The following is a 21,330-nucleotide window of genomic DNA, read 5'->3' on the forward strand; positions in this document are numbered from 1 at the left end:
TCAGCCGGCGAAACTCTCGACCGTTTTCAACGCGCCGTCGAGATCCGTGCCCTTCTCATCCTTGAGTGCCGCCTCGCGCAACCGGGCGACCCACGCGGCGCCATCCTCGCGGTTTTCCACGAGGCGGGCGCCGGACAGCACCTTGTCGAACTTGGACAGGCCGCGCGCATGGGTGTCGGAATAGCCCTTGATCAGCCGCCGGCAACGCAGGACCTCCACGGCCATGTCGTAGCGGTCAGGGAGATAGCCGGAAACCATTTTTAGCCACGCATCAAGGTGATCCTGTTCCATCCTGTGCCGCAGCGTCTTCAGCCGCCATCTACGCAGGCCTCCGAGGACATAGAGCATTGCAAAGCCGCGCAGGCTATCGGTCCGTATCCGGCGCCCGCGATTGAACCAGCGGTCGATGCGTTTCATCCAGGCCGGATCGTTTTCCAGTTTCCGGCCGAGTTTTTCCGGCATGAGGCCGACGATCTCCTCCGCGCGCGGATGCAGATAGTCGGTCAGGTGCATCAGGTTCTCCGGCTTGACGCGCATCTCATCCTCGATGCGGCGCAAGCGCTGTGCGCGGGTCTTGAGGTCCGCGACCCGGATGACATCGTCATAGGTCATCGCATTGGCGATGTACTTGGCCGCCTCCAGCGAAAGCTCGTATTTCGTCCCGGCGCTGTCCGCATTCACAAGTGTCTGCAGCCGGTCGAGATATTCGGAGCCGTAGTCGCAGTCCTGGAAGTCGACCACCTTCGCGAGGCCGGCCCTTGTCATGTTCTGAATGTCTTCCGGCAGCGCGGCAACGCGCGCCTGAAGCGCGGCCCAGGCCGTCTGGCTGGCCGCCGGCCCCCGGGGTTCGACGATCTTCTGTACGACAGGTTCCGGCTCGGGCGCTTTCGGCGCTTCGCCGTTCTGCGCCAGATCATAGCCTGCAGCAAAGGCCCTGAGGCTCGCCTCTACCCCCTTGCCGCCCGTGCGGATGGCCTCCTCGAAGGCTTCGCGTTTGAAGGGTAGCGCTTCGGAGCCCGCCAGGGCCCCGAACAGGGACGCCGAGATCACCGAACCGACAGCAACGGCGGCCGTATCCATATCCGCGAGGATCAGCTTCTGTGCGGCGACTTCCGCCGCGGCCTTGACCTCTTCGGAAGACGCCATGCCGTCGCCGGGCACGGTCTTCTCCGAAACCGCCAGCATCCGATGGGTCGACGCGATCAGCGTGGTCCGGTCGGGGGTCACGAACCCGCGCATGATGGCGCGCCCGGCTTCCATCATCTCGGCTGCAATGGTGATGTCGACGTCACCGGCGGAAGGAGCAAGCGAGAAGACCGGCGAGGCGACGTCGCCCGGTGCCATCTCGATATAGTAGATGGTCGCGCCGGTTCTCTGGGCGACACCGGCGACGCTGGTCGCCTGGCAGTGATAGCCCTCGGACCGTGCGAGCGTCTCTATCCAGTTGGTCAGGACACCGCCGCCCTGGCCACCAACGGCCATGACCGCGAGCTTGATAATGCCTTCCAGGGCCGGATCCGTCGGCTGGGCGTCGAGAGGCAGGGCGAGCGACATCAGGCATTCTCCCCCGAAAAGACCAGCCGTTTGGCAGACCGCCGGTTCTGCAGCCACGTGATGACCTTCCTGCGGACGCCCGCGTACCAGGTCTCGAAGCCGGACGGATTGTGCACCACCTTGGCTTCATAGAAGGACGGGCAGAGGATCGCTGCGTCGGCAACCTCACCGCAATTGCCGCAGCCGACACACGACTGGTCGATATGGGCGACCGGATCGTCCCGGAGCGGATCGTCGAGTTTCTTCAGGGAGAGCGACGGACAGCCGGACAGGCGAATGCAGGCGTGGTCGCCGGTGCAGACATCCTGGTCAACACCGAAACGTGGCAGTTCGACACGTTTGCCGTCGGCGATCGCCTTGTTGCGCAGCGGCTTTTCGCGCCGCTGCCGGTTCAGCATGCATTCCGAAGAGGCAACGATCACCTTCGGCCCCTTGTAATCCGTCGTCAGCGCTTCGCGGATCGTGTCCCGCATTTTGGTGACGTCATAGGTGCGGTCGATCTGACGGATCCATTCCACGCCGACACCGGCGAGGGCCTTGGAGATCGGATTGTTGGTCGATTTCGTGTCGTTGTCAGCGCGGCTGGACAAGACATCCTGTCCGCCGGTTGCCGCCGAATAATAGTTGTCGACAATGATTGCGACGCTGTCGGACTTGTTGAAGACCATGTTGCCGATGGAGGAACTGAGCCCGTTGTGCCAGAAACCGCCGTCACCGAGAATGGAAATCGCGCGTTTTTCACCGCCGCCATCGAATGCGGCGTTCGATGCCGGTCCGAGGCCGTAGCCCATTGTCGAGCCACCGATCTCGAACGGTGGCAGGCACGCAAAAAGATGGCAGCCGATATCGCCCGTGATCTGCCGGGATCCCAGTTCCTGTTCCGCCAGTTTCAGGGATGCAAAGATCGGCCGCTCTGGACAGCCGGTACAAAAACCCGGGGGCCGGATCGGCACGGTTTTGCTGAGATCGGGAAGTTCCGTCTTGGGCGTGTTCGGCGCCAGCACCTTGCCCGGCAGCAGTTCGGGTGCGTATTGACGGACAAAGGCCTCCAGACCGTCGAACATGATCTGTCCGGTATATTCCCCGGCCTTTGGAAAGACGCCCTTGCCTTCAAGCTTCGTGGTCGCGCCTTCCTTGTAGAGCATTGCGCCAAGCTGCTGCTCTATGAACTCGGGCTGCCCTTCTTCCACCAGCAGAACGGCGTCCTTGCCATTGCAGAATTCCAGAACGTCCGATTTGACGATCGGATAGGTGACGTTCAGGACGTAGAGCGGCACGGAGGTGTTGCCGCTGATATCAGCCAGACCGAGGCGCTGGAGGGAGCGGATGACGCTGTTGTACATGCCGCCGAGACACATGATCCCGATCTTGCCGTCCTCGGGACCGAACCGTTCGTTGAGCCTGTTTTCCAGGATGTATTTTTCGGCTGCCGGCCAGCGATTGTCGATCTTGTCATGCTCGTGGGCATAGGACATGGGCGGCAGCACCACCCTCTTGAAATCGCGCTGCGGGTTGGACAGCGCGTCCCGGACCGAAAGCGGCGGCGGCACGTTGTCGGACGTATCGAAACTGCCGGTGACATGGCATGAGCGAATGCGGACCATCAGCATCACGGGCGTGTTGCTGGCCTCGGACAACGCGAAGCCGTCGCCGACGGCCTTGACGATGGAGGGCAGGTTCGGGCGCGGGTCGAGCAGCCAGAACTGCGATTTCATGGCGAAACCGTAGGAGCGCTCCTGCATGATCGAGGAGCCTTCTCCGTAGTCTTCGCCGACGATGACAAGCGCGCCGCCATTCACGCCGGAGGAGGACAAGTTGGCAAGGGCGTCGGAGGCCACGTTGACGCCGACCGAACCCTTGAAGGTGACGGCACCGCGGATCGGATAATGCACCGAGGCGGCCAGCATGGCCGCGGCGGCAGCCTCCGATGCATTGGCTTCGAAGCGAATGCCGAGCTCGCTCATGAGGTCCTCGGCATCGGCAAGCACATCCATCAGGTGGGAGATGGGTGCACCCTGATAGCCGCCGACATACCCGACGCCGTTTTCCAGAAGCGCCTTTGTAATCGCAAGGATACCCTCGCCCGTGAAGACGTCTCCCGTTCCCTTGCGAAGATGCTCTACCTCAGCCTTGAACGACCTTTCGGCCATCGGCCCCTCCCTGCACAGTTTCCAAGTGCTAAATCGGATGTTTGCGGATGTTTTTCAAAATGGCCTGCAGCGTTGCCGTAAAGGCCCGCTGCTCGGCGTCGCTGATGCCGCGGAACATCTGCTGATACGCGGTCGCCAGGTGCGGCCAGAGCATGTCGTGCGTCTGGCGGCCCTTAGTCGTCAGGTGGATGCGCACCGCCCGGCTGTCTTCACTGTCGGTAACCCGCTTGACCAGCCCGTCGCGTTCCAGCGCATCCAGCGCACGGCTGAGCGTGGACGTTTCGACGACGGCGTAGACCGACAGGTCGCGGATCAGCAGACCGTCGAGGACAGACAAAACGGCGAGCGTCCGCATCTTGGGCGTCGTCAGGCCGAGCTTTGCCATCTCGTCCCGCAAGGCGCCGTTGTAACGTCCCATAATGCGGTTCATCAGGTAGGGCGGAAAGTTCTCGAGGCCGATTTCACCCAGGCGCGGCACCGGGGTCTTCTGTTCCGCCAGCTCCAGCCCGTTTTCGTTCTTCATGCCCCCATCCCTTTCGCCAGATTGTAGCCGGACCCGCCCCCCAGACCCGGACCCGGATGGGTCGACGCACCGATCATGTGGAGGTTGCCGATCGTGGTGGCGCTGTTAACGGAACGGGTGAACGGACGCCAGACGAAAAACTGATCGATGTTGCAGGACCCGCCATAGGGGTCTCCGCCGACGAGATTGATGTTGAGCTGGTTCAGGTCCGCCGGAGAATAGGCGCGCCTTGCCAGCTTGATCCGGTCGAAGTTGCCGATGTGCCTTTGAAGAATGGCTTCGATGCGATCGGCAAAGGCCTCCCGGATGGTCTCCGTCCAGTCAGGACCGGTTTCAAGCTGCCCTGCCGCGTCTCCCTTGATCACGCGCGGCGCATCCGGGATCTGGATCCACAAGATGGCCTTGCCGTCCGGCGCGCGCGAAGGGTCAAGCCTGTGCGGCTGGCCGACGCAAAGGGTCGGTGTTTCCGGCAGCAGACCGCGCTCGGCCTCGTTCGAGGATTTGGAAACGGCGTCGATCCCGTCCGTGAGGTGGATCAGGGCAACGTCTTCCAGCCCGCCGGCAATCCACTCCGGCTCGGCGTCAAGAGCATAGTGAAGCTGGAAATTTCCGCGGCCATACCTGTAGCGTTCGGCGTGGGCCGGTGGCGGTTCGTCGCCCAGAAGGCGCTGGTGAAGCTGTGTCGGCGTGACCGACGCGATGACCGAGCGCGCGTCTATCTTGTCTCCGGCCGCTGTCTCGACGCCAACTGCCTTGCCGCCTTGCACGAGAATGCGCGTGACGTCGACGCCGGTGCGGATCTCCCCGCCCTTTTCCTCGATCAGTTTGCGGAAGGCATCCGGCACGGCCCCTGCGCCGCCCTTGGCCACCGGCGCGCCGGCAGCCTCAAGGGCAAAGGCGATCACACGGCCCATCTGGCCGGAATAGGTGCTTTCCGGCGTCAGGCCCGTGTGCAGCACCCAGGGTGCCCAGAGCGCCTGTACCGTTTCGCTGCCATAGCCGTGTTCCAGCCAGGCCCGCGCCGGCTGCAGCGCATCTCCAAACCAGGTCTTCAGGCCGTTAAGACCGCGCTTCCAGGCCTGCTTCGCCATCAGGCGCGCCATCTTGCCCGACCACAACGGACTGCCCAGCAGGGCGAAGAGAAACTCGGCGTCCGCCTCGACACCGCCGACATCGGAGCCGTGCTGCTTGCCGTCACCGGCTGAAAGCGCGTCAAAGGCCGCGATGTTCGCAGCCCGGTCCATATTGAGCACCGCAGACTGGCCATCAGGACGCAGCACGGCGGTCGGACTTTGCGTATGGCAGAAGTCCAGCCCGTGCCGGCCGAGTTCCTCGGCGAGTTCCGCGTAGGCGGGAGAGGTCAGGAACAGAACGAAGGTCGCGGCCAGGACATCATGCCGGAAGCCGGGCAAGGTGATTTCCTCGGTGCGCATGCATCCGCCAAGATGCTCCGAACGCTCGAGCATGAGCACCTTCTCACCCTTGCGCGACAGCAGCGCCGCCGCGACAAGGGCGTTGATCCCGGACCCGATAATGACATGCGGCACGGTCACGGGATCGGCCTCAGCTCCTGGGCACCAGCGCCAGGGCGCGGATCGGGCTGCCTGTTCCGCGCTCGATCTTCAGCGGTGCGGCGATCAGGATGGCACCCTTGGCCGGCAGTTTGCTCAGATTGGCGAGCGAGGCCAGTCCGAAGCAGTTGTCCCGGTGAAGGAGATTGTGCGCAGGATAGGGCGGCTCCATGCCACCGGCCTGGCCGGCATCGGTCCCGATGCACTGCGTACCCCAACCGACAATCTTTTTCGACAGCAGATACTCGATCGCATCCGGTGTCGGACCGGGGCTGTGCGGACCGGTTTCATCCGTGTTCAGGAACAGATCCTCGTCGTGGGCGCGGTTGTCCCAATCGGTGCGCATGAGCACCCATTCCCCGGCGCCGATCTCGCCATGCTCTGCTTCCCAAGCCTTGATCAGGTCGGCGGTCAAGAGGAAATCGGCGTTTTCCGCGCTTTCCTTCGAGCAGTCGATCACGTTGACCGGTGCGACCAGGCGCTGGACATCGAGCGTGTCGGTGAAGCCGTCCTCGTAATCCTTGCCGGTGATCCAGTGATGCGGCGCATCGAAATGGGTTCCGGAGTGCTCGCCCAGCACCATCCAGTTCCAGGCGAAAAACGGCCCGTCCGAATCGTATTCGCTGATCTTGTGAATTTCGACCTTCGGCGTGTTCTTGGCGAAGTCCGGCGGCAACTGAATAATCGGCGTGTTGGGGCCCAGGACGCCGGTGCAGTCCACCACCTCGACTTCGCCGGACAAAATCTTTGATCCCAGTCCGCTGAGTGCATTCTCTGCTGACATCTGATGCTCCCTCTCTACGTCTTGGCCGCTTGGCTCCTTATCGCAACTTTGATGCTAGACAGATTTATTTGTATTTGCAATTATCTATTTCGAGGGAGGCAAGGCTTGAACCATGGATGACACTCTGGACGGCGTGATAATCGGCAGCGGACACAACAGTCTCGCCTGCGCCGTTCATCTGGCAGCGCAGGGCTGGAACGTCGGTGTGTTCGAACGCGCACCGGTTGCAGGCGGTGCGGTCAAGACCGGTGAATACACGCTCCCCGGATACAGTCACGACTGGGCCGCCATGAACCTGTCGCTCTTCGCCGGCTCCGCCTTTTTCAAGGAATACGGCGATGAGCTGAGCCGGAACGGACTGGAATTTGCACCTGCATCCGATTGTTTTTCTTCCGTTTTTCCAGACGGCTCCTGGCTTGGCGTCAGCAATGATCTTGAAAAAACGGCAAAGCGGATCGAAGCCATCGACGCTGATGACGGCAAGACCTGGCGGCAACTCACCGCCGATTTTCCGGCCATGGCCGAACCGCTTGTCGGCCTGCTTGGCAGCCCGGCCAAGAAACGTGCATTTGCATATATTCTCTACAAACACTGGCGAAAGACCGGCACGGACGGCGTGCTCGACCTCAGCCGCTTCCTGCTGTCGTCGCCGCGTGACTGGCTGAACGAGACATTCCGTTCCGCCAAGGTGCGCGCCCTGCTCGGCGCCTGGGGCATGCATCTGGATTTCGCGCCGGACATCTCCGGCGGAGCGCTGTTTCCGTATCTGGAAGGCATGGCCAACCAGGCATTCGGCATGGTTCTCGGCAAAGGCGGGGCGGGCGCCGCGATCGATGCAATGGTGTCCGCGCTCGAAGCACGCGGCGGAAGCGTCACGCTGAACGCCGAAGTCACGCGCATTCTTGTCGAGAACGGCGAAGCGAAAGGCATCGAACTTGCCGACGGGCGCAAGGTCATGGCGCGCAATGCTGTGATCGCCAATGTCGCGCCGCAAGCCCTTTTGAAGCTCGCCGGGCAGACCGGGGATCAACGCTACGATAAAGGGCTAAAAACCTTCTCCCACGCGCCCGGCACCATGATGATCCACCTGGCGGTCGATGCATTGCCGGACTGGAGTGCCGGCGAGGAGCTGAAGAAATTCGCCTATGTTCATCTGGCGCCGAGCGTCGACCAGATGGCACGCACCTATGCCCAGGCCCAGGCGGGCCTGCTGCCCGACGAGCCGGTGATCGTCTGCGGACAACCCACCGTGATCGATCCGAGCCGCGCACCGGCCGGCAAGCACGTGCTCTGGCTTCAGGTGCGCATGGTTCCGGCCGAGATCAAGGGAGATGCGGCGGGACAGATCGAGGAGACCGACTGGGAGACGGTTGCGGACACATATGCCGAACGGGTGCTCGACATCCTGGAACGCTATGCGCCGGGCACGCGCTCGAAGATCCTCGGACGGCACGTCGTCACACCGCTGATGCTGGAGGCGGACAATCACAATCTGGTCGGCGGCGACCAGATCTGTGGCAGCCATCACCTCACGCAGCATTTCACGTTCAGGCCCGTACGCGGCTTTGCCGACGGCAGCACACCGGTGGGGAACCTGTTCCACACCGGGGCGGCCGTCTGGCCGGGTGCGGGCACCGGAGCCGGGCCCGGATATCTGCTCGCGCAGAAGCTCGCCGGATAGCGATAACGAAAACACATCCGGCCAACGTAAACATGGGGAACAGGACAATGAAGGTATCAAGACGCACGCTTTTGAAAAGTGCCGCTGCCAGCGGAGTGCTGACAGCCGTTGGAACGCCCGCTTTTGCAAACGAGATCGATGAACTGGTGATTGCCTACAACGTTAATCTGCCCAGTTGGGACCCGACGGTCGGCCCCTCCGCGGTCAACCCGACCATCCAGGGCATCTACCAGTCTGTCTTCGACATGTTCATCCCCCAGAACCCCGACCTCAGCTTCGGCTCGGGCATCGTCAGCGAGTGGGGATGGACCGAGGACAAATCCAAGATCTGGCTGGAAATCCGGGAAGGGGTCACCTGGCACAACGGCGATCCGCTCACGCCGGAGGACGTTGTCTGGTCGCTGGAAAGGGCGGGCAATCCCGATACGGGCAACCCCATCCAGTTCATCTGGGGCAAGATCGGCAATTTCCAGATCGACGGCAACCGGGTTACGGCGGACGTCAAGGAATACGAACCGACAATCTTCAAGTGGATGAGTTTCCTGACCGGCTATGTCCTGCCGAAGAAATACTACGAGGAAGTCGGCGCGGAGGGCTTCGAGGCCAAACCGATCGGAACCGGTCCCTACATGGTCGACAATTTCGAACGCAATGCGTTCGTGCGCCTGAAAGCCAACGAGAACTACTGGGGCGGTGCGCCCGATTCAAGACCGTGACCATCAAGTTCGTTACCGACGCCTCCAGCCGTACCTTCGAGGTCAGCTCGGGCAATTCGCATGTGACACTGGAAATGCCTTACGAGGAATTCGACCGCCTCAAGGAACAGGACGGCATCGTCGGTACGGCGGCGCCGATTTCCGATATCGGCATGATCTTCATCAACGATGTCGAGCCGATGAACGATCCGAACGTGCGCATGGCCATGGCACATGCCATCGACAAGGAAACCATCATCGAGCGGCTGCTGTCCGGATACGGGGTCGCCATCGACACGCTCCAGACACCGGACTACACCGCCTATGATCCGTCCATCACCGTTCCCTACGATCCGGAGAAGGCCAAGGAACTGCTGGCCGCGTCCGGCTACGGTCCGGAAAATCCGGTCACATTCAAGATCCAGACCACCCGCGGCTTCAAACCGAAGGACTACGAGATCATCCAGGTGATCGTCGGCCTGTGGCGCAAGGTCGGTATCGAGGCCGAGATCGAGGTCTACGAAATCGCCAAGCATTTCGAGTTGCGGGCAGCGGATCAACTGGCCCCGGCGGCGTTCTACAACTGGGGCAACGCGATCGGTGACCCGACCACGTCCACCGGTTTCGCCATGTTCGGCCCATCCCCGCACTCCGTCTGGGACGGTGAAGACCTGATGCAGATGATCCTGCCACTCTGGGGCGAGGCGGACGAGGAAAAACGCATCGCAGGCTGGAAAGCCGTCGACAAGCACATCGCCGAAAACGCGCTCGTGCTGCCGCTGATCCAGTACGTGCAGCCAATCCTGCACAGTGACCAGGTCAAGGTTACACCGCATGCATCGGGTGCTCTGCTGCCGCATCTGATGACACGTTCTTAAGTCAGGAAAACGTTACCTCACCTTCGCCGCAGTGCCCTTCCTGCTTGCTCCTTAGGGCGCTGCGGCGGCTCTTTTTCCTGAATAAAGGGCTACGAAGCTTTTCATGCAAATCGTGCGTACCCTGCTGACGCGCCTGGCGACGACACTCATCACCCTGCTGGGGGCCGCCATCATCGTTTTCGTCGTGATCCGGGTCGTGCCCGGAAATCCGATCGCGATGATGCTGCCGCCTGGCGCAACCGATGCCGACATTGCGCGGCTGGAGGCGCTGTACGGGCTGGACAAGAGCATCCTCGAACAGTTCCTGATCTGGATCGGAAACGTCCTGCAGGGTGATTTCGGAACATCGATCACGAGCCGGCAGCCCGTTTTCGATCTTGTGATCGGACGCCTTCCGGCAACGCTGGAGCTGTCCGTGATGGCGCTGCTGATCGCGATTGTCGTCGGTGGCTCGGCCGCGCTGACCGCCACGCTCTACCGCGGCACGAAGGTCGAGGGCGGTATTGACGTCGCCGGAGGCGTTGCCCTTTCGCTGCCGGATTTTCTCTGGGGTCTCGCGCTCATCCTCGTGCTTGGTGTCGTTTGGCCGCTGTTTCACATTTCCGGACGCGTATCGCCTTCCCTCGGTTTCGATTTCAACACCAACTTCTACCTGATCGAGGCGCTGCTGCGGCTTCGCTTCGACGTGGTGCTCGATCTGCTCGGTCACATGTTCCTGCCCGCTCTTGCGCTGGCAATTCCGCTTGCGGCCATCATTCTTCAGCTGCTGAAACAATCACTCAAGGAATGCATGCACGACGACTACATTACGCTGGCACGGACCAAGGGCTATTCGGAAACATCGATCATTGCGCGGGACGCGCTGCCGAACGCCATCCTGCCGACGCTGACACTCGTCGGCGTCCAGTTCACCTTCCTCATCGGCGGGACCGTCATCATCGAGCGCCTGTTTTCCTATGAAGGTCTCGGGAACATGGCGATCGATGCCGTGATCAACCGCGACCTGCCGCTCATCCAGGGCATCGTTCTGGTGTTCGCGCTTCTGTTCACGCTCGTCAATCTGCTCGTCGACATGACCTACGCGGCGCTCAACCCGAGGCTGCGCCATGCGTGACGCCCGTGGACAGATCCGCCGCCTGCCCGGCCTTCGTCTCTGGCTCAGCGGTGGCTGGCTGCTCATTCTCATTCTCGCCGCCATCTTGGCGCCGATGATCAGTCCGCACGATCCACTGGAACAGGATCTCTTCGCAGCGCGGCTGCCACCCTTCTGGCAGCAGGGTGCCGATCCCGCCTATCTGCTCGGAACCGATTCCCTTGGCCGCGATCTCCTGAGCCGGATGCTCTACGGGGCGAGGCTGGCGCTGACCGTTGCGCTGGTTGCCGGGACACTCACCTGCCTTGTCGGCGCGACGCTCGGCCTGATCGCAGGTTACTACCGGGGCTGGGCCGATCTGGTGATTTCCCGGCTTGTCGACATCTGGATGGCATTTCCGCCCGTGCTCTTTGCAATCCTGCTGATCGCCGTTCTGGGAACCGGGCTCACCTCGATCATCATTGCCATCGTCGTGATCGACTGGACGCGGTTTTCGCGCGTCGTGCGCGCCGAGGCGATGAGCCAGGGCGCGATGGACTACGTCGCCTCCGCGCAGGTCGCCGGACGCAGCAGGCTCGGCATTGCGCTCGCCGAAATCCTGCCCAACGTGCTGCCGACGATCGTTGCACTCTTGACGCTTGAAATGGGCATCGCCGTGATCGTCGAGGCGATCCTGAGTTTCGTCAACCTGTCCATCTCGACCGACCAGCCGACCTGGGGCGGCATGATCGCCGAGGGACGTACATCGATCTATCAGGCCTGGTGGGTTCTGGTGTTCCCGCTTGCCGCGCTGTTCCTGACGGTGCTCAGCTTCTCGCAGCTGGGTGAAGGCCTGAAGGACTACTTCGACCCGGTGCTGCGATGAGTTACCTGACAATCAAGGACCTGACGGTCCGGCTGAAGAACGGCGCGCCGCTGCTGCGCAAGGTTTCGCTGAACGTCAATTCGGGTGAAGTCCGCGCCCTGGTCGGTGAGAGCGGTGCCGGCAAAAGCATGATCGGCAAGGCCGTGCTCGGCATCCTGCCGCGTGCCGCGAAGCTCACCGGCGGCGAAATCCTGCTCGACGGTGAAGACCTTCTGAAGCTGCCGCCACGGGTGCGGCGGACAAAGATCGGAGCAAAGGTCGCGCTGATCCCGCAGGACCCGCTCACGGCACTCAATCCGTCGCGCAGGGTCGGCCCGCAGATCACGGACCGTCTCGTCGACATTCTCGGATGGCAGCGCAAAAGAGCAGAGGACCGAGCGGTCGAACTCCTCAATGAAGTGCATATCCAGGCGCCGGAGCGGGTGATGAGATCCTATCCGCACGAGCTGTCCGGCGGCATGCGCCAACGCATCCTGATCGCCTCGGCCTTTGCGGCCGAACCCAAACTGATCATCGCCGACGAACCGACGACAGCGCTCGATGTCACGGTCCAGAAACAGATCCTCAAGCTGATCCGCGAGATGCAGGAACGGCATGACACGGCGCTTCTGTTCGTGACACACGATCTCGGTGTCGTCTCGAAGATCAGTCAGTCCCTGACGGCCCTCTACGCCGGCAAGGTCATTGAAGATACGGATGTCAGGTCGTTCTTCGCCGCGCCGAAACATGCCTACTCGAAGGCCCTCCTTGCAGCGACGCCGAAATACACCGACCCCGACGGCTCGCTCATGCCGGTTCCGGACAGCATCATTTCCGCGGTGGAGCAGGAAGTCGCCGCCTTCGACGCACATTTGATGGAGTGAGCGGCACCATGAGCGATCCCGTCTATCAAGTCCGCGACCTGAAGGTGTCCTTCCCCGACCTGGCGCACAAACCGCTGTTCGGTTCCGCACCGCGCACGCAGGTGCTCAAGGGCCTGAGCTTCGATGTCGCCAAGGGCGATGTGCTCGGCATTGTCGGCGGCTCCGGGTCAGGCAAATCGACCCTCGGACGCGCCATGATCCGTTTGCTCCGGCCCGATTCCGGCTCGATCCTGTTCGAAGGAACCGAAATCGCGCACCTGGACGAGGACGCCCTGCGGCCACTGCGCAAGCGGTTCCAGATGATCTTTCAGGACCCGATGTCGTCGCTCAATCCGCGCCGGCGTGTCGGCGGCATCATCGCCGGGCCGCTGCGTCTGCAGGGCTTCGACACCATTCCGGCGCGGGTCGATGAGGCCCTCGACATGGTCGGCCTGCCGAAGAGCTTTTCCGAACGGTACCCGCATGAGCTGTCGGGCGGCCAGCGGCAGAGGGTCGGCATTGCACGCGCCATCGCCCTCAAGCCGGATTTCATTCTGGCCGATGAAATCGTGTCGGGCCTTGACGTCTCCTCGCAGGCTCAGGTTCTGAATCTGCTGGAGCAACTGGTGCGCGACCTCGGCCTGACGCTCGCCTTCGTCAGTCACGATCTGTCGGTGATCCGCAGACTGTGCTCGCGCATTCTTGTGATGCACCACGGCGAGATCGTCGAGAATTCGGCAACCGCCGACCTTTTCGCAAATCCGCAGGCGGACTATACGCGCACGCTGCTGGATGCGATACCGCTGCCGGACCCGGACCAGGTCTGGGCCTGACCCGTTCAGAGATCCAGTTCGAAGCGCCGGATGAAATCCATGTCCGGGGTCGCGCCGTGCCCGGGACCCGGGGGAATGGAGACATATCCGCCGGATGATTTCACCTGCCCCTGGATATCCAGCGGTTCCTGCAGAAGTTCGTCCCGGAACCTGTTGTCCGTCGTGTCGAATTCCAGCATCGGCTCCCAGGGATGTAGACCGCCCGGAAGGGCGGGCATCGCCGCCAGGAGCTGGATATTTGTGGCAACCGCGATGGCCGATCCCCAGACGTGATTGATCACCGGGGTGAAATGGGCATGGCACAGGGCGAGCACGCGCAGATACTCGCTGACACCACCAAGCGCGCAGACCTCGGGCTGGGCGATATCGAGGCCGCGGTTCTCCAGGATCTGGCGCCAGCCCCAGCGATTGAACTCCGCTTCGCCGCCGGAAATGTTGACGCGCAGACCGCTGCGCAGCTCCCGGTATCCGTCAAGATCTTCCGGCGCGACGGGTTCTTCGAACCAGTAGGCACCCAGTTCCTCCAGTGCCCGGCCGACATAAAAGGCGTCGGACGTGGTGTAGCAATGGTTGGCGTCGACCATGAACTTGCCGCGGCCTTCCACGCCTTCGGCAACTGCCTGGCAGAGCCTGATATCGCTTTCGGGACCAAGCCCGGTTTTCATCTTGGCCGCGGCAAATCCCATGTCCATGATCCCGGCCGCTTCGTCGCGGAAGCGCGCGACGTGGTCGTCGACGCTTTCACGCTTGAGCATCATGCCGTAGCCATAGGCCTGAATACGATCGCGGTGCGCCCCGCCGATCAGCTTGTGGAGCGGCAGTCCGGCGACCTTGCCGGCGATGTCCCAGAGCGCGATATCCACCCCGGAGAGTGCCTGCAAAGGCATGCCCTTCTGGCCGTGATCGCGCATCAGATTGTAGACCCGGTGCCAGAGCACGTCGCGATCCATCGGGTCGCTGCCGCGTATGATCGGCTGGATGACCTTCTCGACGATCCCCTTGTTTGCGACCGCAACATTGCCCGGACCGAAACACTCCCCCCAGCCGGTGATGCCCTCGTCGGTCTGAACCTCGACCAGGTGGGCCGTGCGCTTTTCGTAATATTGCTGGGAGTAGCCCAGTTCACCGGGCAGGTCGTATTGCAGCACGTGGCTTTTGACGCCTGTTATCTTCATGCGTTCAACCCTTCGAAGTCCGTGTCGTCGCGTGCACGGGTTATTCTCTTTTCGATCAGGTAGTCCCGGAGCGCCAGCGCCGAACAGTCATGACCAATCCCGGATTGGCCGATTCCGCCATGCGGCAGGTCTATGTCGTACTTCACGCCGTTGATCTGGATTTCCCCGTAACGCAGCTTTGCCGCATAGGCCTCCGCCCTGGCAAGATCGCGCGTGAAGATGTATGCCGTCAGCCCGCCTTCTTCACAATCATTTGCCATGGTTGCCAGGTTCGTCTCGCCGTCAAACGGGATCAGGCTGACAATCGGTCCGAATGTCTCCTGGCGATAGACCGCCATCGTTTCGGTGACCCGGTCCAGGACGGTTGGTGCCAGATAGTGCCCCTTGTTCAGATCTGCAGGACGGTCCCCGCCGGCAAGCAGCTCCGCACCTTCGGCAACGGCGGTGTCGATCAGCCCCTTGATGCGTGTCCAGGCACGGCCGTCGATCACCGGCCCGGTGGTGATGTCGGCCGTCTTGTCGAAACCGGTTTTCGCGGCCCTAGCACGGGCCGTCACCTTTTCGGCGAAGGCCGCGTGAACCGCGCTTGCGACAAAGACCCGGTTCGGGGACACGCAGATCTGCCCGGCGTTGGAAAACTTGACGCCGCAGACGATGTCGGCGGCGAGATCAAGATCCGCATCCTCGAACACCAGCACCGGTGCGTTTCCGCCCAGTTCCATGGAATAGCGTTTGATCGACGTTGCGCCGGTCCGCATGATGTGCTGTCCGGTCCCAGTGGAACCGATCAGCGTGATCACCTGCGGGATCGTCGATGCGGTCATCGCATCGGCAACGTCATAGCCGTCGGTACACAGGATCTGAACGACACCGCGCGGAAGGCCGATCCTTTCGCACAGCGCGCCCACCGCATAGGCGGATACCGGTGTCTGCTCGGAAGGCCTTATGATGATCGGACAGCCAGCCGCCATTGCGGGTCCTATCTTGAAGGCCAGGTTCAGGAGCGGAAAGTTCCAGGCCAGATAGGCCAGTGCAACACCTGCTGCCTCGTGCACCATCCTGTGCGTGTGGGTTCCGGCGCGGTCCGCAAGTCCGACATCGTGGATGCGCGCGATCTCCTCGGCGTAGAAGTCGAGCGATACGACCAGCCGGTCCCAGTCCTCCAGGGTCTGCGCCCAGGGCTTTCCCATTTCGTGGTGAATGCAATCCCGCAGAAAGTCCTCATGCGCGACCACCTCCTCGCGCAGTCTGCGCATCCAGGACTGACGCTCGGCGATCGGCGTTGCCGACCAGCGCGGAAAGGCGTTGCGGGCCGCTTCCAGCGCGCGCTGCGCGTCCTCAAATCCTGCGGTGTGCACCGTTGCGATCCGTTCTTCGGTCGCCGGGTTGAAGACGTCCTGCCGGGCGCTTCCCTCGGACAAGGCACCATCGATATACATTCTCGTCGGGAAATCCATGACACGCCTCAGTCAAACAGGTTGGCAATGTTGGTCTTGATGCTGTCACCCACGTAGAGCGCCAGCGCCTGGATCGTCGATGTCGGATTGACCGCCCCGGATGTCACGAAAATCGATCCGTCGACGATGAACAGGTTCTTCACATCGTGGCAGCGGCCCCAGGCATTCACAACGGATTTTTCCGGGTCGTCGCCCATGCGGCATGTGCCCATCTGATGCCAGCCGGCGCGCCACCAGACCTCATCGCTGCCTTTGGCGATGATCTTTTCTGCGCCTGCCGCCAGAAGGAGCTCCGTTGCCTTTTCCTGACCGTGACGAAGCATTTTGCGGGTGTTGTCACCGAGCCTGTAGGTGATGCTGGGCGCGGGAATGCCATCGCTGTCGGTCAGGACCGGGTCAAGCGTGACCCGGTTGGTCTCCTCCGGCAGATCTTCCGTCACGACCGTCAGGCCGGCAAGATAGGGATAGACATTGTCCATGATTTCCCTGTGCTCTGCGCCCCAGGGAATGGGGCTGTCGATGCCGTAGCCGCCAAGTGCAAATGTCATCGGCGTGGTCGAGCGGCCGGAATGCAGACCGTACCCGCGCACGAAGTCCCGTTCCGGATCGGTCTCGTAGAATTCCTGCGACAGGATCGAACAGGCCATCGGCCCCTCGTGACCGAGCATGGGTTCCTTGAAGACACCGGCAACCCCGGTCAGGGGATGGAACATCAGGTTCTTCCCGACCAGACCGGACCGGTTTGCTAATCCGTCGGGAAAGAGACTTGACGTCGAGTTCAGCAGCAGGCGCGGTGTGCCGATGCCGTTGCACGCCACGATGACCAGTTCCGCCCTTTGCTCGTGAAGCCGGCCCTCAGCATCATGATAGAGCACTCCCGTGGCGAACCCGGTTTCAGGATCGATCGTGATTTCACGAACCCTGGACCGCGTTCTCAGTTCAACGCCGGCATTTTGCAGGATCGGCCAGTAGGTGAAATTGGTGCCGCCTTTTGCGCCCGCTGCGCATCCGAGATCGCAGGTGCCCGCGTTGACGCATTTCTGACGCCCGTCCCTGTCCTGGCTCAGGATCGCGACATCGGACGGCCACCAGTGCCAGCCGAGTTCGTTGAACCCCTTCGCCAGCGTCCGGCCCAGCCTGCCGATCGGGATGGGTGGAAGGGGCGGCGAATAGTCCGGATATCCCGGATTTCCGGCCAGACCGGAAACGCCGGTGTTCTCGTCGTTCAGATCGTAAAAGGGCGCCAGGGTTTCATATTCGACCGGCCAGTCCTCGGCCACCCCGTCCAGCGACCTGGTTCTGAAATCGGAAGGTTTCATGCGCGGCCAGTGGCCGAGAAAGTTGACCGTGGAACCACCGACACCGTTCCAGTTCACCGGCGTGATGCAACTGTCTTCCGAGTTGACCGGATAGTCCTGCTCCAGCTTCCTGACATTCGGGTCGCAGGAAAACTCGCCGTAACGGGAGAGTTCGTAGTCGCGCTGGCGGCTCGGATAGTCCTTGTCATGCAGATGGTCACCCTGTTCGAGGCACAGGATGCGCATTCTCGTTTCAAGAAGAGACCAGGCAATGGCGGCACCGGACGCGCCGGCACCGATGATGAGAACGTCGACGGGATCGTGTGACATGTGCATCTTCCTGTTTCTCAAACCCGCCTGTAGGCCGTGCCGCGTGCGCGCACGGGTGCCGTCAGTTCTTCCATCAACGCATCGCTTTCGCGCTCCACACCGTATCCGTCCGGATGGACGGGATGGGCGCCGACGCCCAGCATCGGGCGGATCTCGGGACGGCTGTAGTAGGCCATGTAGGTGAGGCGGACGAGTTCGTTGAATTCAGCCGGATGCCGCGCCTCGACCGCCTTCAGCGCGGCGACGCGGTCTTGCGGGGACAGCGTGTCGAAACCGGTGACGCCTGCCCTGAGCGTTTCAAGCAGAAGCGTCACCGTTTTCATCGGGTGTTCGGAGTAGGCAGTTGCCGAGAGGACACCTTCGGCAACTGCCTTCACACCGGCAGATGGCATGCGCCGTACACCGCCCGCCGGGATGATTTCATCGAGGACCGCCAAAAACAGCGTGTTGTCTTCCTGGGTGAGCATGGCAGCCTCCTATCGCGCCGTGTTGCCCGGCGGCCGCGACAAGGCATCGATCGCGACGGCAAGGAGCAGAATGGCGCCTGAGAACATGAGCTTGTCGGCAGCGCTTGCGCCGGTGAGATCTAGGCCGTTGCCCAGGGATCCAATAACGAGCGCGCCCAGGATCGCATTCCAGACCGAACCGCGCCCCCCGAAGAGAGACGTGCCGCCGATGACCGCAGCGCCGATGCTTTCAAGCAGAAGCGATCCGCCGGCAAATGCGGTGTAGGACACCGAGCCGTATCGCGATGCACCGAAAATGCCGCCGATCGCGGCCAGCAGACCGACGATACCGAAGGCCACCATGCGGATGCGTTTGACGTCCATGCCGACGCGCCTGGCACTTTCCGCGTTGCCGCCGACGGCGAAGATGGACCGGCCGAACGGCGTCGATGTCGTCACCCAGCCGACGATCGCCGTGACACCGGTCAGGAGAATGATCAAGAGCGGCACGGACCGGTACGCATTCATCGTGAGAACGGCCGCAAAGACGACAACCGCGAAGAAGGCGACCTGACCCCAGAGCACCGCGCCGGCCTCCAGTTCGAGACCCCGGGCCCTGCGTGCCGCCTGCTTGCGCAACGACAGCGCCGTCACAGCCACGACCAGCAGCCCGGCCAGAACGAGACCCCAGACATCGGGTATCAGCACGCGCGAGATCGCTCGCACGAACGGATCGCCGATATTCAGGTTTCCAGTCGGCAGGATCTTCTGCATCAGGCCCTGGTAGCCAAGCAGCCCGGCCAGGGTCACGACGAAGGAGGGAATGCCGACATAGGCAATGAGCAATCCCTGCGCCGCGCCCATGACGACCCCGACCACCATCACGATGAGGCAGGCCGCCCAGCCCGGCACGCCGGCAAGCACCAGCACACCGAGCAAGGCGGCACAGACACCGGCGGTGGCCGCGGCCGACAGGTCGATTTCGCCGAGCAGAAGAACAACCGTGATGCCGACGGCAAGCGTCGCGATCACCGCGGACTGCATGAACAGATTGTAGATGTTGCGCGGCGACAGGAAAATGAAGCGCGGCGCGGCCGCATCCGGATCCGACCAGTAGTCCCATACGGGCAGCGCAAGCCCGAAATAGATCCAGATCGCGGCCAGCGCGAGCAGGACCGGCACGAATGACCCGAGGCTGGTTTCCCGGAGTTGCCGCAACCGCTCGATCGGTGACAATGAAATATCAGGCTGCATTGTTCGCCCCGTTGTCCAGACCGGCCGTCATGGCGACGACGATCTCGTCCGGCGTTGTCCGTGATGTGTTCCAGGTCGCGACATTCGCGCCGTGGCGCAGTACGCAGATCCTGTCGGACACCTCGAAGATGTCGCGCATGTTGTGCGAGATGTAGACGACCGCGTGATCGGTATCGCGCAGGCGCTTGACGACATCGAGAACCTGCCGGGTCTGCGCAACGCCAAGCGCGGCGGTCGGTTCGTCGAGCATCACGACGCTGCAATCCGCGCCGACGGCTCTGGCAATGGCGATCGCCTGCCGCTGCCCTCCGGACAGGCCGCCGACCTTGGCACGTACGGATTTCAGGGTCCGCACGCGGAGCCGGTCGATGGCGGCCTTGGCCCTGACCTCCATTTCCAGGTCGTCAAGCGGCCGCAACTGGCGCGGCAGGAAACCCCAGCCGGACTTGACCGGCTCTGCGCCCAGAGACAGGTTGGCGGAAACGTCAAGATTTTCGCAAAGCGCAAGGTCCTGATAGACGATCTGGATACCAAGAGCGCCGGCATCGTGCGGGCTGGCGATCACGACGGGTTCCTCGTCAATGAAAAAATCACCACTGTCGGAGAGGAGTGCCCCGGCGAGGATTTTCATGAGTGTCGACTTGCCGGCACCATTGTCGCCGACAAGTGCCATGACCTCGCCGCGCGCGACTTCGAAATCCACACCCTTGAGCGCATGAACACCGCCAAAGCTCTTGTGAATGCCGGAGACGCGCAAGCGAGGGGGCGGGGCCGGCGGCCCCACCTGCTGATCATCGGAGAAAGACATGACTTGCCCGGTTACTTGCAGAAATCGGTTGCCGCGGCTTCGCCCTGGCAGACCATATCCCTGGTTATCGACGGATCGTTTTCGATGACATAGGCCACCCCTTCCGCACCGACGGCGGAATAGCTGTCCACGGGGACGAAGGCGACATCGGCCCCAACACCGTTCTGAACCGTTTCGGTTGCAAGATCCGCGTAGTCTTCGCCCTTCAACAGACGAACGGTCACTTCGGCGGCAGCCGCCGCCATTTCATGCAGCGGGCGCCAGCCGCATTGGGTCTGTTTGCCGAGCAGCATCAGTTGCTGCGCCTGCACCGTGCAGTCGAGGCCCGACACGGGAACGGTCCCGGCCATGCCCTGTTCTTCCATCGCCGCGATGGCGGCGCCTGCATTGCCGTCGTTGGACGACACGACGCCCTGGACATTGTTGCTCAACTGGGTCAGCGCCTGATCCATCGAGCGGCGCGCGATGGCCGGATCCCAGCCGGGCGTCCAGTTCGCGTAGCCCATGACCCTTTCACCTGAATCGAACAACGGCTGGAGAACCGACATCTGTCCGTCGGCAATGACGCCGGCATTCGGGTCGGTCGGCGATCCGCGAAGCAGGACGAGCGTGTCGCCTGCGCCGGTGTTGTCGACGACGTGCTGAGCCTGTGCAGCGCCCGTTGCAAACATGTCCGCCTGAATCCAGAACGAGGTGTTGGCGGAGTTGATCATGCGGTCATAGGCAAGCGTCGGGACGCCCTCCTCGGCCGCGGTATCCGCGATGATCGCGGAGCTTTCCCCATCGATCGGGATCACCACAAGCACCTTGGCGCCCTGGGTCAACGCCTGTTCCGCCTGCCGCTGCTGCGCGGACGTGTCGTTGTTGGCGTTGAAAACCTCCACCTTCACGCCGGGGGCGATCTCCTTCATCGTGGAGACGAACGCCGCCGCGTCCTGTTGTTCCCAACGCGGGTTCACGTTTTCCGGCAGCAGAAGCGCCACCATTTCTTCCGAATTTGCCGCACCTGCACCACAAAGTGTGGCCAGTGCCGTCCCTGCTATCAATAAGCCTTTCTTATTGCTGGGAAACATCCTATCCTCCTGTCCGATGT

General features: G+C 62.3%; 17 protein-coding genes and 1 pseudogene. 6 read left to right on the forward strand and 12 right to left on the reverse strand.

Going from position 1 to position 21,330, the window contains the following annotated elements; genetic code table 11:
* From ACO08A_RS09360 to ACO08A_RS09380, 5 genes are read right to left on the reverse strand one after another with little or no spacing between them, the layout of a single operon-like run.
* Complete coding sequence (locus ACO08A_RS09360) at positions 1-1,554, reverse strand: indolepyruvate oxidoreductase subunit beta family protein (RefSeq protein ID WP_422040838.1); 1,554 nt, start codon at positions 1,552-1,554, stop codon at positions 1-3.
* Positions 1,554-3,704 carry a thiamine pyrophosphate-dependent enzyme gene (locus ACO08A_RS09365; RefSeq protein WP_422040839.1) on the reverse strand — a complete coding sequence of 717 codons (2,151 nt, stop codon included), beginning with the start codon at positions 3,702-3,704 and terminating at the stop codon, positions 1,554-1,556. Before ACO08A_RS09365 ends, ACO08A_RS09360 begins: the two co-directional genes overlap by 1 nt.
* Positions 3,705-3,732: 28 nt before the next feature.
* On the reverse strand, positions 3,733-4,227 hold the full coding sequence (locus ACO08A_RS09370) for a MarR family transcriptional regulator (RefSeq protein WP_319385123.1): 495 nt from the start codon (positions 4,225-4,227) through the stop codon (positions 3,733-3,735).
* Positions 4,224-5,780, reverse strand: a complete 1,557-nt coding sequence (locus tag ACO08A_RS09375; RefSeq protein ID WP_422040840.1) for a phytoene desaturase family protein — start codon at positions 5,778-5,780, stop codon at positions 4,224-4,226. The genes ACO08A_RS09370 and ACO08A_RS09375 overlap by 4 nt, the downstream gene beginning before the upstream one ends.
* A 10-nt stretch (positions 5,781-5,790) precedes the next feature.
* Positions 5,791-6,582, reverse strand: coding sequence for a cyclase family protein (locus tag ACO08A_RS09380; RefSeq protein ID WP_422040841.1), 792 nt, complete (start codon positions 6,580-6,582; stop codon positions 5,791-5,793).
* Between the two features lie 112 nt (positions 6,583-6,694).
* On the opposite strand from ACO08A_RS09380, the gene ACO08A_RS09385 reads away from it, so the two are divergent.
* From ACO08A_RS09385 to ACO08A_RS09410, 6 genes and pseudogenes are all read left to right on the forward strand, one after another.
* A complete protein-coding gene (locus ACO08A_RS09385) occupies positions 6,695-8,263 on the forward strand; it encodes a phytoene desaturase family protein (RefSeq protein WP_422040842.1) in 1,569 nt (522 codons plus the stop codon).
* A 47-nt stretch (positions 8,264-8,310) separates the two neighbouring features.
* Positions 8,311-9,836: pseudogene (locus ACO08A_RS09390) on the forward strand (ABC transporter substrate-binding protein).
* Positions 9,837-9,939: 103 nt separating this feature from the next.
* A complete protein-coding gene (locus tag ACO08A_RS09395) occupies positions 9,940-10,950 on the forward strand; it encodes an ABC transporter permease (protein ID WP_422040843.1) in 1,011 nt (336 codons plus the stop codon).
* Positions 10,943-11,794: an ABC transporter permease gene (locus tag ACO08A_RS09400; RefSeq protein WP_422040844.1), complete on the forward strand. Its 852-nt coding sequence runs from the start codon at positions 10,943-10,945 to the stop codon at positions 11,792-11,794. The genes ACO08A_RS09395 and ACO08A_RS09400 overlap by 8 nt, the downstream gene beginning before the upstream one ends.
* Positions 11,791-12,657 carry an ABC transporter ATP-binding protein gene (locus tag ACO08A_RS09405; protein WP_422040845.1) on the forward strand — a complete coding sequence of 289 codons (867 nt, stop codon included), beginning with the start codon at positions 11,791-11,793 and terminating at the stop codon, positions 12,655-12,657. The genes ACO08A_RS09400 and ACO08A_RS09405 overlap by 4 nt, the downstream gene beginning before the upstream one ends.
* A gap of 8 nt (positions 12,658-12,665) precedes the next feature.
* The gene (locus ACO08A_RS09410) at positions 12,666-13,469 is read left to right on the forward strand and encodes an ATP-binding cassette domain-containing protein (RefSeq protein ID WP_422040846.1); all 804 of its coding nucleotides are present in this window, start codon (positions 12,666-12,668) and stop codon (positions 13,467-13,469) included.
* Positions 13,470-13,474: 5 nt separating this feature from the next.
* Here ACO08A_RS09410 and ACO08A_RS09415 read toward each other — a convergent pair whose 3' ends face one another.
* The 7 genes from ACO08A_RS09415 to ACO08A_RS09445 are packed head-to-tail and all read right to left on the reverse strand — an operon-like array spanning position 13,475 to position 21,310.
* A complete protein-coding gene (locus ACO08A_RS09415; RefSeq protein ID WP_422040847.1) occupies positions 13,475-14,644 on the reverse strand; it encodes a mandelate racemase/muconate lactonizing enzyme family protein in 1,170 nt (389 codons plus the stop codon).
* Complete coding sequence (locus ACO08A_RS09420; protein WP_422040848.1) at positions 14,641-16,101, reverse strand: NAD-dependent succinate-semialdehyde dehydrogenase; 1,461 nt, start codon at positions 16,099-16,101, stop codon at positions 14,641-14,643. The genes ACO08A_RS09415 and ACO08A_RS09420 overlap by 4 nt, the downstream gene beginning before the upstream one ends.
* Before the next feature lie 8 nt (positions 16,102-16,109).
* The gene (locus ACO08A_RS09425; RefSeq protein ID WP_422040849.1) at positions 16,110-17,729 is read right to left on the reverse strand and encodes a GMC family oxidoreductase; all 1,620 of its coding nucleotides are present in this window, start codon (positions 17,727-17,729) and stop codon (positions 16,110-16,112) included.
* A gap of 17 nt (positions 17,730-17,746) precedes the next feature.
* Positions 17,747-18,196 (reverse strand): hypothetical protein, encoded by a 450-nt coding sequence (locus ACO08A_RS09430; RefSeq protein WP_422040850.1) that lies wholly within the window; start codon positions 18,194-18,196, stop codon positions 17,747-17,749.
* Between the two features lie 9 nt (positions 18,197-18,205).
* Positions 18,206-19,429, reverse strand: coding sequence for a sugar ABC transporter permease (locus tag ACO08A_RS09435; RefSeq protein WP_422040851.1), 1,224 nt, complete (start codon positions 19,427-19,429; stop codon positions 18,206-18,208).
* Complete coding sequence (locus ACO08A_RS09440) at positions 19,419-20,237, reverse strand: ATP-binding cassette domain-containing protein (RefSeq protein WP_422040852.1); 819 nt, start codon at positions 20,235-20,237, stop codon at positions 19,419-19,421. Before ACO08A_RS09440 ends, ACO08A_RS09435 begins: the two co-directional genes overlap by 11 nt.
* 11 nt (positions 20,238-20,248) lie before the next feature.
* Positions 20,249-21,310: a sugar ABC transporter substrate-binding protein gene (locus ACO08A_RS09445; protein ID WP_422040853.1), complete on the reverse strand. Its 1,062-nt coding sequence runs from the start codon at positions 21,308-21,310 to the stop codon at positions 20,249-20,251.
* Between the last annotated feature and the right edge of the window lie 20 nt (positions 21,311-21,330).

It is taken from the genome of Roseibium sp., from assembly GCF_965232425.1.
In the GTDB taxonomy this organism is placed as follows: domain Bacteria; phylum Pseudomonadota; class Alphaproteobacteria; order Rhizobiales; family Stappiaceae; genus Roseibium.